Origin of the sequence: Holdemania sp. 1001095H_141210_F2 (assembly GCF_015558105.1) — a bacterium.
GTDB lineage: Bacteria > Bacillota_I > Bacilli_A > Erysipelotrichales > Erysipelotrichaceae > Holdemania.
Window position 1 is genome coordinate 130492 of sequence record NZ_JADNPO010000008.1, and the last position, 15080, is coordinate 145571.

Here is a 15080-nt window from a genome sequence, read left to right on the forward strand (position 1 = left end):
GAAATTGTGGCAAGCGCGGAAGGGAGGGGAAAGGGTTTGATCGTCTGCCGCTGTTTCCTTGAGAAACTGGAAAGTTTCGCAAATGAACAAAATTGATTGCGGCCGACATCCCTGAGTTTCTTGACAAGCGGAAAGCGACCGTCTAAGATTAAAGAGGTAGATAAATAAATTGATAGAAAAGAGGAATTATCCATGGCTGAAGAGAAAATTACGCTGACGCTGAATCCCCAGATCACAGAAGAAGAAACCGTTGCGGAGCCGGCTGTGCAGCTGGAGACTGCCGATCAGCAGCAGGAAGTGAAATTAAGTCCGGAAGAACAGAAAATGGTCGACGACTTTTCCAAACAGATCGACGTTACCTCGTCCACAACCGTGCTGCAGTATGGCGCGGAAGCCCAGAAAAAAATCGCGGATTTCTCCGATTCCGCTCTGCAGAACGTCAGAACGAAGGATTTAGGCGAGGTTGGCGAGATGATGGCGGATCTGGTCGGCGAGCTGAAAGGCTTCTCTGCCGATGAAGAAGAAGAAAAAGGCTTGTTCGGCATGTTCAAGAAAACGACGAACAAGATGGAAAAGATGAAAGCCCGGTATGACAAGGCCGAGGTAAACGTCAATAAGATTTCCAAGGCGCTGGAGGATCATCAGATCACGCTGATGCGCGACATCGCTCTTCTGGATCAGCTGTATGAGAAAAACATGGTTCATTTCAAGGAACTGACGATGTATATTTTAGCGGGCAAGAAAAAGCTGCAGGAAGTTCGAAGCAAGGATCTGCCGCAGCTGATCGCCGCCGCGCAGAAGAGCGGTTTGCCGGAAGACGCGCAGAAGGCGAACGATCTGGCCAACGCCTGCGATCGGTTTGAAAAGAAGATTCACGATCTGGAACTGACGCGCACGGTCGCCCTGCAGATGGCGCCGCAGATCCGTCTGGTTCAGAATAATGATACGCTGATGACGGAAAAAATCCAGTCGACGCTGGTCAACACGATTCCGCTGTGGAAAAGTCAGATGGTGCTGGCGCTGGGCCTGAACCACTCCAAGCAGGCGATGGAAGCTCAGCGCGAGGTCAACGAGATGACCAACCAGCTGCTGAAGAAGAACGCCGACACGCTGAAAATGGCAACGATCGAAACCGCGAAGGAATCCGAGCGCGGCATCGTCGATATCGAAACGCTGCAGCATACCAACGAAGCGCTGATCTCGACGCTGGACGAAGTCGCTCAGATTCAGAAGGAAGGCCGCCAGAAGCGGATCGAAGCCGAAGCCGAGCTGCGCAAGATCGAAAAAGAGCTCAATCAGAAGCTGCTGGAAATCAACCGCTGAGCCGGCGGTTTTCAGATACGTCAAAACAAAACGGAAGTCCGGATGGAGTTCCCGTTTGTTTCGCAGGCGTTTTTGTGCGCAGAGATCAAGGATTAAAACAAAAAGAATTCCTATCTTTGCCGGAGTGAAACCCGGACGGAGCGGAATTCTTTTTTATATTTACACTTTTTGCTGCGGGCAGATCTGTTTGCGAATGTCTGCGCAGTGATCAACCCTGGATTAAAAATAGCGAGACCCCGCGGCATCGTGCAATCCTGCGTCAGGATCGGCTGGAATTATTGCGGGGAAAGGTTGGAGTATTCCTGACAGACCTCAATAAATGCTTGAGCGGAGGGCGTCAGGTATTTGTTGCGGTGGTGAATGATGCTGCAGGTGCGGTTGGGCAGCGGGGAGGCCAGCGGCAGCCCGGCGATCGCACCGCTTTGAATTTCGTTTTTGACCAGCTCATACGGCAAAATCGAGATCCCGATGTTCTCCTTGACGGCGTTGATGATCGAGCGGGTGCTCGTGCTTTCCCACAGCGGCGTGATCTGAACCTCGGCCGTGACCAGCAGGGCGTCGACGACCTCGCGGGTACCGCTGCCCGGTTCTCTTAATAATACCGGGTAATCGGCAAGCGCTTTGACTGTGCATTTGGGACTTTGAGTCAGCGGATGCATTGGGGCCGTAATGACGATCAGCCGGTCGGTGTAAAACGGTACGCAGACGATATCCGGCGAATACGACAAGCTTTCCACTAACGCCAGGTCAAGCTGGTTCGTCAGCACTTTGTCTTCAATGATCCGTGAATTGTCGATCAGAACCTGCGTGCGGATCTGGGGAAACCGCAGGTTGAAGCGCCGGACTAACTGCGGCAGCATCTGCGTCCCGGTTGAGATACTGGAACCAATCCGCAGCGTTCCCGCGCTGTCCCAGTTTTTCAGCTGCGTCTCCATATCGTCGAACGATTCGATGATGTGGCTCGCATAGCTCAGCATCTTATTGCCCGATTCCGTCAGATACAACTTTTTGGAGATCCGGTCGAATAAGAGAATTCCATAGTATTCCTCCAGCTGCCGGATCGCCAGCGAGACCGCCGGCTGGCTCAAATGCAAGCTTTCCGCGGCCTTGGTGATGCTTCCCGTGCGGCAGACTTCAACAAAAATCCGCAGATGACGCAGGGTCATAATCAACGCTCCTTCCTGAAATCGAATTCATATCAAAAATGATATGTTATTTATAAAATTATATTATTGTCTTTATGAGAACACAAGTCTTATAATAGAGCGGGAGGAAGAAGAGATGACACAAATGGAAGAGAAGAAAAAGCCTTCAAAATTACAAATGTATGCGAAAATGTTCGCTTCGACATTTACGTTAAGCATGTTTACGTTCGGCGGCGGGTTCGTCATTGTCCCGTTGATGAAAAAGAAGTTTGTCGATGAGCTGCATTGGATCGACGAGGAAGAAATGCTGGACATGGTGGCGATTGCCCAGAGTTCCCCGGGCGCGATCGCGGTCAACGGTTCGATCATCATTGGCTACCGGCTGTTAGGGGTGCCGGGCGCGCTGGTCAACATCGTGGCGACGGTGCTGCCGCCGTTAATTATCTTAACGATTATTTCTTATTTCTATGCGGCGTTCCGCAGTTCGCCGATTGTCAGCGCCGTGATGCGCGGCATGCAGGCGGCGGTGGCGGCGGTCATTCTGGACGTCGTCTGGAACATGTTAAAGGGATTAGTGAAAGAAAAGAACGTCGTCAAGTATTTCCTGTTGGTCGCGGCGTTCATCGCCAGCGTTTACTTTAAGGTTAACATCCTGATCATCATCGTCGTCTGCGGCGCAATCGGGACAGTGGATTACATGACGCGGGAGAAGAAAGCGAAAGAAGGGGAGGAACAGAAATGAATATCTTTATCCAGCTGTTTCTGAGCTTTTTCCAGATCGGCCTGTTCAGCATCGGCGGCGGCTACGCGGCGATGCCGCTGATCCAGAGTCAGGTCGTTGAAATTCATCAGTGGCTGACGATGACGCAGTTTGCGGATATCATCACGATTGCGGAAATGACGCCGGGACCGATCGCGATCAACTCTGCGACGTTTGTCGGCACGCATATCGCGGGTCTGCCGGGCGCGATCATCGCGACGATCGGCTGCGTGGCCCCTTCCTGCATCATCGTCTTATCCCTGGCTTACGTTTATACCAAATATAAAAACCTGTCGTTGATGAAAGGCATTCTGTCCGGTCTGCGCCCGGTCGTCATCGCTCTGATCGCTTCGGCGGGGCTGTCGATCTGCAAGCTGGCGTTCTTCAAAGAAGGCGCGGCGGGCTTCGGTCTGGAATTTCTTGACCCGCAGAATCTGATCTTCTTTGCGGCGGCGTTCTTCATTCTGCGCAAATGGGAACCAAGCCCGATCAAAGTCATGGTCGGCGTGGGCGTGATCAGCGCGCTGCTGAGCTTTATTTAATCCATTTCTTTTGAAAGGAACGGACACACGCCGTTCTTTTCTTTTACCTGTTATGTCAGAAAACCGGCTGCGGACTTTGAGAAGCGCTGAGGGCTGCCACGCAACGGCGCCCGCTTTGGACAGATCGCGAAATTCCAGTCGTTTTGCCCCTGAAATTTTGATACAATAAAAGCAGAGAGAAAGAAAGAGGGCTGTTATTATGAGTATTCCTGTACCGGCAAAATACATCGCCGACTTTGAAAAGCGCGGCTTCGGCATGTTTATCCACTGGGGACTGTATTCCCAGTTAGCGCAAGGGGAATGGACGATGAACCTGCATCATATTTCCCAGGAAAAGTACACCGAGCTGTTCAACAACTTTACGGCGGAGGACTTCGATGCAAAGAAGATTGTGGCGCTGGCCAAACAGGCGGGCATGAAATACATCACGCTGACGACGCGGCACCACGACGGTTTTTCATTGTACGATACCCGCGGTTTGACCGATTACGACGTCATGCATACACCGTGCGGACGGGATCTGGTCAAAGAATTTGTCGAGGCCTGCCGCGAGGAAGATATCCTGCCGATCCTGTATCACACGACCTTAGACTGGGTTCATCCGGATTTTGACGCCGATTTCGACGCTTATCTGGAATATCTGTCCAAGTCGGTGGAGATTCTGTGCACACACTATGGGAAAATCGGCGGGCTGTGGTTCGACGGCAACTGGTCCAAGCGCGATGCGGACTGGAAGCTGGATGAGTTCTACGGCATGATCCGGCGGCTGCAGCCGGATGCGATGATCATCAACAACACCGGTCTGTCCCGTCAGGGCGAAGCCGGTCATCCTGAGCTGGATTCCGTTACGTTTGAACAGGGTCAGGCGACGCCGATGGATCGCGAAGGCAAGGCCAAATACATCACGGCGGAAATGTGCCAGACGATGAACCGGCATTGGGGCATCGCGGCGCATGATCTGGATTACAAGAGTCCGCGTCAGATGATCGAACGGCTGTGTCATGCCCGCAAGGTCGGGGCCAACTATCTGCTGAACATCGGGCTGACCGGCCAGGGCGGCGTTACGAAGATGACGGAAGCGTTATTGGAAGTCATCGGCCAGTGGACGGCGATGGCGAAGGATTCGCTGTACGATGGCAAGGTGTGCGATATCCGCTGCAGCCATGAAAAAGACTTCGTGCTGGAAAAAGACGGGGCGGCGTATGTGTATGTCCACGATCTTCCGCTATTGGGGCCGAAGGACGTCGTCGCGGCGTATGAAAGCACCGATGAGGATCATTCGCTGTCCAAACTGCACCGCAAGGTCAAATCGATCCGCTGGATCGACAACGGCGAGGAATTATTGTTCAGCCAGAAGGATGACGTCTGCAGCTACCGCGCTGTCGGCTTCCCATATGGCAGCCACTGGATTGTGCGTGTCGCCAAAGTGGAGTTTGAATAAGCCGGGGCTTCGTAACTTTTAAGCAAGCTTAACTCAACAAAACATAAGATAACGCTTTCCAAGATCTGAGAATTAAACTGGGATAGGAGACCGAATTAATTTATAGTGGAAGCAATGATATAAAAGCTGGCCATATCCAGCCTGAATTCAGGCTGAGCATGACCAGCTTTTTGTTTTGGTTTGAATGAAAATTCGAGCGCAGAATCCAAGGCTTTTAAGTTTCGTGAAATTCCAAGTCTGTTTTAGCGATATTAATAAACCCGCTGCTTCCACAGGCCGGTTTGATAGCGCCGGCGGCAGAGCACAAACCGCAGCACAAAGTCAACAAGCAAGCCGATCCACGGTCCGATCACACCCAATCCGACCGGATAACATAAGAGCCAGGACAGGGCCGGGCGGATGATCGTGGTCGAAACTAAGGCATACACCGCGATTAAGCGTGTGTCCCCGGCTCCGCGCAGCGCGCCGCCATACACCGTCATCGCGCTTAAAGAAGGGACGCTGAGCGCGAACAGTATCATAATCCACGATCCCAGCCGGATGATTTCCGGATCCGCGGTAAACATTTGAATCAACGGCGCGCGAAACAGGATCAGCCCGGCCACCATGAGAACCGCCATCGTCATCGCCAGCCGGTTGCAGATCACAGTGACGCACTCCGCCCGATCGCTGCGCCTGCGGCCTAAATTCTGGCCGACTAAGGCCGCCGCGGCGGCCGCAAAGCCGTCGTAGCAGCTGAAACAGATGTTGCAGATATTCATGCAGATCTGATGTGTCGCAAACATCTTGGTACCCAGGCCCGCGACGATTAAGGCATACAGGAAGAAACCCAGCCGCATGCACAGCTGTTCCACAAACGCGCTGAACGAAATCTCGCCGACCGGCGCCAACACCTCCCGGCTTGGCAGCCAGCTTTTTTTCAACGTCAGCCGGAGCTTGCTTTTGGGACTGACCAACGACTGGACGCTCATTAAAAACGCGATGAAGCAGCCCAGTGCCGTCGCGATCGCCGCGCCCGCCACCTCTAAGCGCGGAAAGCCAAAATGTCCGCCGATCAAAAGATAATTGAAAACCACATTGATCCCATTGGCCGCCAGATTGGTGCGCATCGAGATCTTACTGTTGCCGGCGCAGCGCTGGGCGGCGTTGATCGTCATCCCGATATTGCCGAAGAACTGGCCGACGATGACAATCCGGAAATACTGCACCGCCAGATCAATCGTGTCCGCCTGCGCGCCCGCGAATTGGATGTAAGGCCGGGCAAACAGAAACGATAAACCGCAGACCAGCGCCGAGATCAGCACGGACATCAACAACGACTGCCGCAGACAGGTATTGGCGTCGTCCAGCCGGTTGGCGCCGATCCGGCGGGAAATGATCGCCGTGATGCCGACGTTCAGGGAAGCGATGAACGCAATCGCAATAAATTTCGGCTGGTTGGTCAGGCCGATCGCCGCAATCGCGGTTGTGCCCAGAGTGCTGACCATGATCGTATCGACCAGCGACGCCAATCCGACGAAGATCGATTCCACCGTCGCCGGCCAGGCCAGGTCGATCGTTTCTTTCAATAAATGTCTGCCTTCCTGGGGATCGAAGCCGGAGGGCAGAAACGGCTGAAGCTTTAAATTCATTCGTTATTCCTCTATCGTTCAGACACAGTGTCTGAAAATCTAATTTATTATAACACCGCCCCTGCGCTGCGGGAAGCACAAGAAAAAAGTCTGCTTTTGAACAAGCTGAACGATTCTGAGGAAACCCGGTTACTTCGTTAGCCGGCAGTGCCGGCTGTCAATGAATCGGGATACACAGCATTACTTCGTTAGCCGGATTGTCTGGGGAAACCAATGAAGCGTCAGCCGCAATCCTTTTCCACCAGCTCCCGCGCCAGCCAGCGGCAGGGGTAACGTCCGCTGGTCAGCTCCTGAATTTTTTCGATTAAGGAAGAATTTGTCGTTAAAAACTCGTAGACCACCTGTTCGCCATACTCTTTTGCCACGATGTCCGCCTGATCCTTTAATAAATAATCCAGCTTGCCGATCAGGTCGTAGGAAAACGTCAGCGTGTAGCGGTCCATCTGGATCGTTTCCACCTTCGGCGCCAGCTTCAGCGTTTCGCTGACCGATCGGGAATACGCCCGAACCAAGCCGCCCGCGCCCAGTTTGATTCCGCCGAAATACCGCACCGTGACGGCGCAGCAATCCTGCAGGCCGCTGAGCTTCAAGGATTCCAGCATCGGGACGCCCGCAGTCCCGCCGGGCTCTCCCGCGTCGTTGGAACGCTGCAGTTCGTTGTGCTGCCCGGCGATATACGCGTAACAATGATGATTCGCTTCCGGATGCAGCTTCCGGATTTCCTGAATAAACGCCTTGGCCTGCACTTCATCCAGACATTTGCGTACATAACAGATAAATTCCGACCGTTCGATCACGATCGTGTGATGAAAATCTTCTTTCAGCCGCATGCGATCACCTCTTGGTTTTCATCTTATCATGATTTCAAGCCGCAAACAATCCTTCCCGTTTTCATCGTTTTAGGGATCGAAGCTTGTTCTATAAAACAAAAGAAAAACCGGAACACCCATTCCCGGCGAAATCCTTTTGAAATAAGACTTGTAGAATAAGCCCAATTCAACTAGAATAAGACTATTGATTTAAGAAAGCAGGGGTTTTATGAGTAAATTCAATTCCGATAAAATGGGGACCATGCCGGTCGGCAAGCTGCTTTTCAGCATGTCGGTGCCGGCGATCTTTTCGATGTTGGTTCAGTCGTTATACAACGTTGTCGACAGTATTTTCGTCGCACAGGTCAGCGAAGACGCGCTGGTCGCGGTTTCGATCGCCTTTCCGCTGCAGATGCTGATCATCGCGCTGGCGCTGGGCGTCGGGGTCGGCACCAATGCGCTGATCGCCCGCCGGTTAGGCGAGAAACGCCGGGAGGAAGCGAATATTGCGGCGAATACCGGAATCGTGCTGTCGTTGATCAACATGGCGCTGTGCATGCTCGTCGGTCTGTTTCTGGCCAAGCCGTTTGTCGGCCTGTTTACGCAGGACGCCGCGGTGTTTGCGATGGGGTCGCAGTATTTGATGATCGTCATGGTATTCTCAGTCGGCGTCATGATTGAAATGACCTGTTCGCGCGTGCTGCAGGCAACCGGCAACATGATCGTGCCGATGATTTCGCAGCTGATCGGCGCGATTACCAATATTATTCTTGATCCGATTTTCATCTTCGGTTATTTCGGCGTACCGAAAATGGGCGTGGCCGGCGCGGCGGTGGCGACGGTTATCGGTCAGATCCTGGCGATGATCTTCGTCTTGATCGTCTTGAAAGTCGGCACGCATGAGGTCGATATCGCGCCATGGCGGCATCATCCGCAGATGCAGGCGGCCAAGGATATCTACCGCGTCGGGATTCCGACGTTTGTCATGAACGCGATCGGTTCCCTGACGACGACTGCGATGAACGCCATTCTGATGAGCTTTTCTGCAACGGCAGTGGCGGTTCTGGGCATCTATTTTAAGCTTCAGTCGTTTGTCTTCATGCCGATTTTCGGCTTAAACCAGGGTGCCATGCCGATTCTGGGCTACAACTACGGCGCGGCGGATGAAAAACGCTTCACCCGCACGCTGGCGCTCTCTTTCGGCGTGGCGGTCGCGATCATGCTTGTCGGCACGGTGCTGTTCTGGACGATGCCGGAGATGCTGCTGAAGCTGTTCAACGGCTCTGATCAGATGCTTCAGCTGGGCGGCTATGCGCTGCGGGTGCTGGCGCTGTGCTTCTTGCCGGCGGCCTGCAGCATCATCATGACGACGATGTTCCAGGCGTTAGGCAAAGGCATGATGAGCTTGGTCATGTCGTTATTGCGCCAGCTGGTATTCATCATTCCGCTGGCCTGGATACTCGGCCAGCTGGGCGGCCTGGGCGCTGTCTGGTTCTGTTATCCGGCGGCGGAGCTGCTCGTCGCGCTGATTTTCGTGCCGATCGCTTTAAAAACAATAAAGAAAAGTTTTGAAGCGGAACGGCAGGAAACCGGGGCATATTAATAAAATACCGACGCGGCGCATAGACATGATCCGCGTTGTGAAAGTCATTGAAAACTTTGGATTTCCAATTCCGGTAAGCTTAAAAAAACAGCCGGCATAACGCAGACAGGGAGGTCGCGAGTCTGATCATGAAAAAAGCATGTATCTTTTTATACGGCGCTTCGGCGGCGCTGATGATTATCAGCACAATCTTTCAGCTGCAGCATCACCTCTACGCCAAGCTGAGCTATCTGGCAATGGCGCTGGGCGTGCAGCTGATCGGTCCGCTGGCGGTCAAAGGGTTGAAATTAAAAGACGCCTGGGGTTTGTTGTTCTGGACGCAGCTGTTCATCGCCGTCGCGATGATTATCGGCAATACGCTTAACGGCTATGCCATTCCCTGCTTTGACAAAGTTCTGCATTTCAGCTCCGGCATTCTGATCTGCGCCGGGATCACACTGGTTTATTGCTGGCTGAAACAACAATGGACGGAAGACTCGCGGCGCCATTACCTTTTAAAATGTCTGTCGATTCAGGGGATCAACATGATGATCGCCTTTCTGTGGGAATGCTTTGAATTCGCCTGCCTGATCTTTCTGAAGATCGACGCGATCAATCACTACACCCAGGGCGTTTATGATACGATGACAGATATGATCGTCTGCTTCTTAGGCGGCCTTGTCTTTCTGACCCTGCTGACGCGGCATGAGCGCAAAGGAAAAAACGATCCGCTGACCGCTTCGCTGAAGACGTTTTATCAAACCAATCTCAAAGACCGTTAAAAAAGCGGCCGATTAAAAACTGTCAGGGACTTCTACGCAGAAGACTGGCAGTTTTTATTTCGTTTTTACAAGCGTTTCTTCGCGGGAAAAGACAAAAGCAGGATTAAAATTCAGACAAAGCGGAGAAACCGCCGCCCTGATCCTCTGCCCTCTTACGTAAAGATGGCAAAATCGAACAGCGCAGATCAGACGGTTCTGCCGCAGAAAGGCGGGAAAATAAAAATAAATTAAATCCGCCGAGGCATACTAGAGGCCAGGAGGAAATCATGATGCAGATTGAAGGAATCGTCCGCGCTGTTCCGCAGCCGCACCTTGAAATCAAGACGGAGACCATGCCGGAAGGGGCGCTGATCGTCATGCTGGGAACCCTGTTATTCAAACAAAAGGCGGAAAGAAAAGGCTGTCTCTGGACACTGGAACTCCCTGCGGAAGCTTTTTCCCTGCAGCCGCTCACCGCCGGCGGCACCGTTGAAATCTGGCTGGCTCCGGAAGTCGGCGAATGCCTGACGCGCTGTCCTCAAGCCCTGCAGGAAGCCCTTCTGGCCAATCGAAGCGCTTGTTATTTTTTTCAGCTGCTTGATCCCTGGCAGCGGGAACGAATCATGAATTATGCTGAACAAGGTGCAGAGGAACAACGAATTCGCCGGATTGACAAAATCATCGCGATGCTCTATGAAAGACGTACTTTGTGAACTTGTGAAAGTAAAATAAGAAAATTAGCACTTATCTATTGACAGTGCTAAAAACTGTGATATACTAAAATTGCAAGTTGGGAAAGACCCAATGAAGCCAGGAATAAGACAGATAGAAAGAGGCGATTCAAGATGAGATTTGTACCGAACACCTGGATGGACAACTTGGCCGACGAGGTTCTTAAGGATCCATTTTTCAGAAAGAATAACGTCCCGGCTGTCATGAAAACCGATATTCGTGAGCGAGAAGATGGCTATCTTCTGGATATTGAACTCCCTGGATTTAAAAAGGAAGAAATCAAAATGGAACTGGAAGACGGTTATCTGACGATTGCGGCCGCCCGCACAGCTTCCAATGAAGAACGAAGCGAACAGGGCAAGCTCGTTCGCCAGGAACGTTTCAGCGGCAGCTGCACCCGGACCTACTTTATCGGTGAGGAAATGAATGTCGAGGATATTAAAGCCCGCTATGAGAATGGCGAACTGAAGGTCTTCGTCCCGAAGAAGGATCCGCAGGCGATGCAGACCAAAAAGACCATTTCGATTGAATAACTTCTCTGAGCAATCAGAGTTCTGATCAGGCAGGATCGCATAAGTTGAAAACAGAAAGAGGTGTGATGTATGAGATTACTACCGAGAATGATGTTTGACGACTTCTTTGATGACGTGTTTGACGAACCGCTGCTCCACCGCAACGCAATTACGGCGATGCGCTGTGACATCCATGAGAAGGACGGCAGTTATCTGCTTGACATTGAATTGCCAGGCTGCAGCAAGGAAGACATTAAGATGGATTTGGAAGACGGCTATCTGACGGTTTCCGCTATCCGCAATACCAATAAGGAAGAAAAGGATGATCAGGGCAACGTAATCCGCCAGGAGCGGGTTCAGGGCTCCTGCTCCAGAAGCTTCTATGTCGGCGAGGCGGTGACACCGGAGGATATCAAAGCTCACTATGAAAACGGCGAGCTGAAGATCGTTCTGCCGAAGAAGGATGCGCCGGCTGTGGAAAACAAGAAAACCATTATGATTGAATAACCCGGGCTTAGAATCAGCGGATCGCAAGTGCCGCTGATTTTTTCTTTTTGCGCTTTTGTCTATTCAGGGACAAAGCCCGGTGTTTCGGCTGTTGGAAGTAAGCAATCCATTTTCATAAGATTGCAGCGAATGGAAAATATCCGTCTTGCTGAAGGCTGAGTTAATCCGCCGCCATGCCTGCCGTTTTAAAAAGCAGGCTGGGAATCCGGAAGAATTGACAGAATCTGACGATTGTCTATCGCATCCCTGTTCCCCTTCGGCTATACTGGGTCTGTAAACAATAAAGGAGGGAGAATCAGGTGAATACACTCGAAATTCTGGTCACCTGCCTGGCTTTGTCGCTGGATTGCTTTGTGGTCATGATGGCGCGGGGCGCGATGATGAATCCTCAGGAACATCGCCGTTCGCTGATGAACAGTTTGATCTTCGCCGGATCCAGTCTGTTGATGATCGTGCTGGGGTCGCTGGCCGGTTCTCTGATCAAGAGCCAGCTGGTGCTGCATGTCAATCAGGTGATCGCCGCGCTGATCCTGTTTGCGCTGGGCTGCTTCCTGCTGATTCAGGCATTTCGTCAAAAAGCTTTCGAGGAACGTCACGACGAAAGCTTTAACTACAAAAAAGTACTCATCCTGGGGTTGCTTACCAGCGTCGACGTGTTCTTGCTGGGCACGAGTATGACACTGCTTCAGACAGACTCGATTCAGGTATGTCTGATTTCAACGCTGGTTACGCTGGTCTGCGTTGAGCTGGGACAACAGATCGGCTATCGGCTGGGGCTGGCCTATCGTCGGACGATCTTCACGGCGGGCAGCGTCATTCTCTTTTTGATCAGTCTCAAGATTCTTTTCCAGGTGCTGACGCATCTGCGGTAGGGGGGACGAGCATGGAAAAACGGGGGATGATGAAACGCTTTCTGGCTGAAAGCCTGAAAGAACTCATGCTGCAGAAAAGTTTTGAGAAGATCACGATTAAACAAATCTGCGACAAAACCGGCGTCATCCGGGCGACGTTTTACAATTACTTCGAAGATAAGTACGCCGCTTTAAGCTACATCATCTATCTGGATACGGTGGAAACCGCACTCCCGTATATTGAAAAGAAGCAATTCCTTCAAGCTGTCAAAGCGATGCTCGATAACTTTGTGGAAAACCGCGAATTCTATCAGATCGCATTTCGGATCACAGGTCAGAACAGCTTTGAAGACTTGTTTGAAGAAAACGTCCAGCAGCTGTTTACCGAGATGTTCCGCCGTTATGGCCGGCCGGAGCAGTTAGGTACGATGAGCGAGGAAGAGCTGGCCGGATACTTCGGCAACAGTCTGTGCTATACGGTCAATCACTGGCTGTGCCACAACCGCAGCATGGACAGCGAGACGTTTCTGAAGCAATACGGCGCGGTGGTCACCAGCTCGATTTTCGATTTCCTCGATATGCCGCAAAGCGGCGGCAGCGGGCTGTGAGTTTTGGGCAGGCCATTTGTAAAGTTCCCTTTCAAAATGGGGAAAACTTCACGGAAGAAGGCTTGACACAAAGACGGAAGCGTGATAATTTTTAGACAGTTAACCGACTGACGGAAGTGGAATTGACCACAGGGAAGTTAATGCTAAGCAGAGCCGACCGTCTGGGCCATTGTGGACCAGCAGTGCGGCTTTTTTTCGTAAAAGGAGGAGAACAGATGAAAGAGTATCAGCTGAAATACGGATGCAACCCCAACCAGAAACCAGCCAGCGTTGATATTGAAGAAGGCGACCTGCCCTTTACCGTTTTAAATGGACGGGCCGGCTATATCAATTTGCTGGACGCTCTCAACGCCTGGCAGCTTGTCAGGGAATTGAAGGAAGCGACCGGCATGGCCGCCGCGGCTTCCTTTAAACATGTATCTCCAGCCGGCGCGGCGATCGGGCTGCCCTTGGATGAAACAATGAAAAAGATCTATTTCTGCGAAGGAATCGAGCTGACGCCGATTGCCTGCGCGTATATCCGTGCCCGCGGTGCTGACCGGATGTCTTCCTATGGTGATTTTGCGGCGCTGTCTGAGGAATGTGATGAAGCCACGGCCCGTTTCTTATCTAAGGAAGTTTCCGACGGTGTAATCGCTCCGTCTTACAGCGAAAAAGCGCTTGAAATTTTACGCGCAAAACGCAAGGGAACCTATCTGGTCCTGCAGATGGATCCCAACTATACGCCCAAACCAATGGAAAGCAAAGAAGTGTACGGCGTGCGTTTCCATCAGCAGCGCAACGATGTGAAGATCGACAAAAATCTGCTTCAGAATATCGTATCTGAAAATAAGGAATTGCCGGAGGGAGCCAAACGCGATCTGCTGATCGCGATGATCACGGCCAAATATACCCAGTCCAATTCCGTTGTTTATGCCAAAGACGGCCAGGCGATCGGGATCGGCGCCGGCCAGCAGTCCCGTATTCACTGCACGCGCATGGCGGGCAACAAAGCGGATATCTGGCATCTCCGTCAGCATCCGAAGGTATTGAGCTTGCCGTTTAAAGAGAAGATCCGGCGGCCTGACCGCGATAACGCGATCGACGTCTATATTTCCGACGAATGGGAAGACCTGCTGCGCGAGGGAAGCTGGCAGGAAGTCTTCACGGAAAAGCCTGAGGTCCTGACGGCAGAAGAAAAGAAAGCCTGGCTGGCACAGGTCAGCGGCGTCTCCCTGGCTTCCGACGCTTTCTTCCCGTTTGGTGATAATATTGAACGGGCCCGCAAGAGCGGCGTGTCCTATATTGTTGAAGCAGGCGGCTCGGTCCGCGACGATCATGTCATTGATACCTGCAACCGCTACGGTATCGTTCTGATCTTTAACGGCGTGCGGCTGTTCCATCATTAAAAAGTTCCATCATTAAAAATAAGAACAAGCATTCAAGTTTGTCATTCTGAAAATAAAAAAGCGAAGAGAAGGATATCCTGATCAACCGGGGACACTGCGTGGTGTCCGGCATTGGCTGAAAAGGATATTCTTTTCTTTATACGGAAAAGAAGAAATGATCTTGAATGAAACTGACCGGGCTTAAATTGAAGAAGACGATTGATTGAATAAAGAAAACAGCGTGATTCAAATTGGAAGAAAGAATTAAAAATGGCGAGTCAAGAAATGAAGCAAAACGAGAATTACCCCTCGATCGAAAAATGAACAAATAAGCAAAAAGGCTTTAAAATAAGGGGGAAACAAAGTGAGGGGAGAAAATACAAAAAAAATAAAAAAAGATGTTGACAGAAAAGGGGTGATTTGGTAATATTAATGAGCACCTCGCGAGAGGGCGTCGATCTTTGAAAACTAAACAGGAAGAAAAGCACAAATACAACGTCAATTCATAA

15 protein-coding genes are annotated in these 15080 nt (G+C 51.6%); 12 read left to right on the forward strand and 3 right to left on the reverse strand.

The genetic code is table 11. From position 1 onward, the window contains the following. Nucleotides 1-192 precede the first annotated feature (192 nt). Nucleotides 193-1323 carry a toxic anion resistance protein gene (locus tag I2G61_RS07355; protein ID WP_195395563.1) on the forward strand — a complete coding sequence of 377 codons (1131 nt, stop codon included), beginning with the start codon at nt 193-195 and terminating at the stop codon, nt 1321-1323. 275 nt (nt 1324-1598) lie between these two features. Here the strand turns inward: I2G61_RS07355 and I2G61_RS07360 are convergent, their stop codons facing one another. After that, nucleotides 1599-2489, reverse strand: coding sequence for a LysR family transcriptional regulator (locus tag I2G61_RS07360; RefSeq protein ID WP_072685079.1), 891 nt, complete (start codon nt 2487-2489; stop codon nt 1599-1601). A 115-nt stretch (nt 2490-2604) separates the two neighbouring features. Here I2G61_RS07360 and I2G61_RS07365 point away from each other — a divergent pair, with 115 nt between their 5' ends. The 3 genes from I2G61_RS07365 to I2G61_RS07375 all read left to right on the forward strand — a co-directional run bounded on the left by I2G61_RS07365 (nt 2605) and on the right by I2G61_RS07375 (nt 5211). Next, on the forward strand, nt 2605-3210 hold the full coding sequence (locus I2G61_RS07365) for a chromate transporter (RefSeq protein ID WP_229056729.1): 606 nt from the start codon (nt 2605-2607) through the stop codon (nt 3208-3210). After that, on the forward strand, nt 3207-3770 hold the full coding sequence (locus I2G61_RS07370; RefSeq protein WP_072685078.1) for a chromate transporter: 564 nt from the start codon (nt 3207-3209) through the stop codon (nt 3768-3770). The genes I2G61_RS07365 and I2G61_RS07370 overlap by 4 nt, the downstream gene beginning before the upstream one ends. 199 nt (nt 3771-3969) lie before the next feature. Next, entirely contained in the window at nt 3970-5211 is a 1242-nt protein-coding gene (locus I2G61_RS07375; RefSeq protein WP_072685077.1) for an alpha-L-fucosidase, read from the forward strand. Between the two features lie 251 nt (nt 5212-5462). Here I2G61_RS07375 and I2G61_RS07380 read toward each other — a convergent pair whose 3' ends face one another. Next, nucleotides 5463-6842, reverse strand: coding sequence for an MATE family efflux transporter (locus I2G61_RS07380; protein WP_072685076.1), 1380 nt, complete (start codon nt 6840-6842; stop codon nt 5463-5465). A gap of 221 nt (nt 6843-7063) precedes the next feature. Further along, nucleotides 7064-7672, reverse strand: coding sequence for a YigZ family protein (locus tag I2G61_RS07385; protein WP_072685075.1), 609 nt, complete (start codon nt 7670-7672; stop codon nt 7064-7066). Nucleotides 7673-7880: 208 nt separating this feature from the next. Between I2G61_RS07385 and I2G61_RS07390 the strand changes: the two genes are divergently transcribed. From I2G61_RS07390 to I2G61_RS07425, 8 genes are all read left to right on the forward strand, one after another. Continuing rightward, nucleotides 7881-9254, forward strand: coding sequence for an MATE family efflux transporter (locus tag I2G61_RS07390; protein ID WP_072685074.1), 1374 nt, complete (start codon nt 7881-7883; stop codon nt 9252-9254). 128 nt (nt 9255-9382) lie between these two features. Then, nucleotides 9383-10015 (forward strand): hypothetical protein, encoded by a 633-nt coding sequence (locus I2G61_RS07395; RefSeq protein WP_195548093.1) that lies wholly within the window; start codon nt 9383-9385, stop codon nt 10013-10015. A 266-nt stretch (nt 10016-10281) separates the two neighbouring features. Then, nucleotides 10282-10707, forward strand: coding sequence for a YdeI/OmpD-associated family protein (locus I2G61_RS07400; RefSeq protein WP_195548094.1), 426 nt, complete (start codon nt 10282-10284; stop codon nt 10705-10707). A gap of 132 nt (nt 10708-10839) precedes the next feature. Beyond that, nucleotides 10840-11259: an Hsp20/alpha crystallin family protein gene (locus I2G61_RS07405; RefSeq protein WP_072685071.1), complete on the forward strand. Its 420-nt coding sequence runs from the start codon at nt 10840-10842 to the stop codon at nt 11257-11259. Nucleotides 11260-11328: 69 nt separating this feature from the next. After that, on the forward strand, nt 11329-11745 hold the full coding sequence (locus I2G61_RS07410; protein WP_072685070.1) for an Hsp20/alpha crystallin family protein: 417 nt from the start codon (nt 11329-11331) through the stop codon (nt 11743-11745). A 299-nt stretch (nt 11746-12044) separates the two neighbouring features. Further along, nucleotides 12045-12617 (forward strand): manganese efflux pump, encoded by a 573-nt coding sequence (locus I2G61_RS07415; protein WP_072685069.1) that lies wholly within the window; start codon nt 12045-12047, stop codon nt 12615-12617. A gap of 11 nt (nt 12618-12628) precedes the next feature. Continuing rightward, on the forward strand, nt 12629-13204 hold the full coding sequence (locus tag I2G61_RS07420; RefSeq protein WP_072685068.1) for a TetR/AcrR family transcriptional regulator C-terminal domain-containing protein: 576 nt from the start codon (nt 12629-12631) through the stop codon (nt 13202-13204). Between the two features lie 215 nt (nt 13205-13419). Next, nucleotides 13420-14592 (forward strand): phosphoribosylaminoimidazolecarboxamide formyltransferase, encoded by a 1173-nt coding sequence (locus I2G61_RS07425; RefSeq protein WP_072685067.1) that lies wholly within the window; start codon nt 13420-13422, stop codon nt 14590-14592. The last annotated feature ends 488 nt before the right edge of the window (nt 14593-15080 follow it).

Coding starts and splice junctions, on each gene's coding strand:
- I2G61_RS07400 (WP_195548094.1), top strand. CDS start 10,282: ATGATGCAGATTGAAGGAATCGTCCGCGCTGTTCCGCAGCCGCACCTT.
- I2G61_RS07420 (WP_072685068.1), top strand. CDS start 12,629: ATGGAAAAACGGGGGATGATGAAACGCTTTCTGGCTGAAAGCCTGAAA.
- I2G61_RS07360 (WP_072685079.1), bottom strand. CDS start 2,489: ATGACCCTGCGTCATCTGCGGATTTTTGTTGAAGTCTGCCGCACGGGA.
- I2G61_RS07375 (WP_072685077.1), top strand. CDS start 3,970: ATGAGTATTCCTGTACCGGCAAAATACATCGCCGACTTTGAAAAGCGC.
- I2G61_RS07385 (WP_072685075.1), bottom strand. CDS start 7,672: ATGCGGCTGAAAGAAGATTTTCATCACACGATCGTGATCGAACGGTCG.
- I2G61_RS07370 (WP_072685078.1), top strand. CDS start 3,207: ATGAATATCTTTATCCAGCTGTTTCTGAGCTTTTTCCAGATCGGCCTG.
- I2G61_RS07395 (WP_195548093.1), top strand. CDS start 9,383: ATGAAAAAAGCATGTATCTTTTTATACGGCGCTTCGGCGGCGCTGATG.
- I2G61_RS07405 (WP_072685071.1), top strand. CDS start 10,840: ATGAGATTTGTACCGAACACCTGGATGGACAACTTGGCCGACGAGGTT.
- I2G61_RS07365 (WP_229056729.1), top strand. CDS start 2,605: ATGACACAAATGGAAGAGAAGAAAAAGCCTTCAAAATTACAAATGTAT.
- I2G61_RS07355 (WP_195395563.1), top strand. CDS start 193: ATGGCTGAAGAGAAAATTACGCTGACGCTGAATCCCCAGATCACAGAA.
- I2G61_RS07425 (WP_072685067.1), top strand. CDS start 13,420: ATGAAAGAGTATCAGCTGAAATACGGATGCAACCCCAACCAGAAACCA.
- I2G61_RS07390 (WP_072685074.1), top strand. CDS start 7,881: ATGAGTAAATTCAATTCCGATAAAATGGGGACCATGCCGGTCGGCAAG.
- I2G61_RS07380 (WP_072685076.1), bottom strand. CDS start 6,842: ATGAATTTAAAGCTTCAGCCGTTTCTGCCCTCCGGCTTCGATCCCCAG.
- I2G61_RS07410 (WP_072685070.1), top strand. CDS start 11,329: ATGAGATTACTACCGAGAATGATGTTTGACGACTTCTTTGATGACGTG.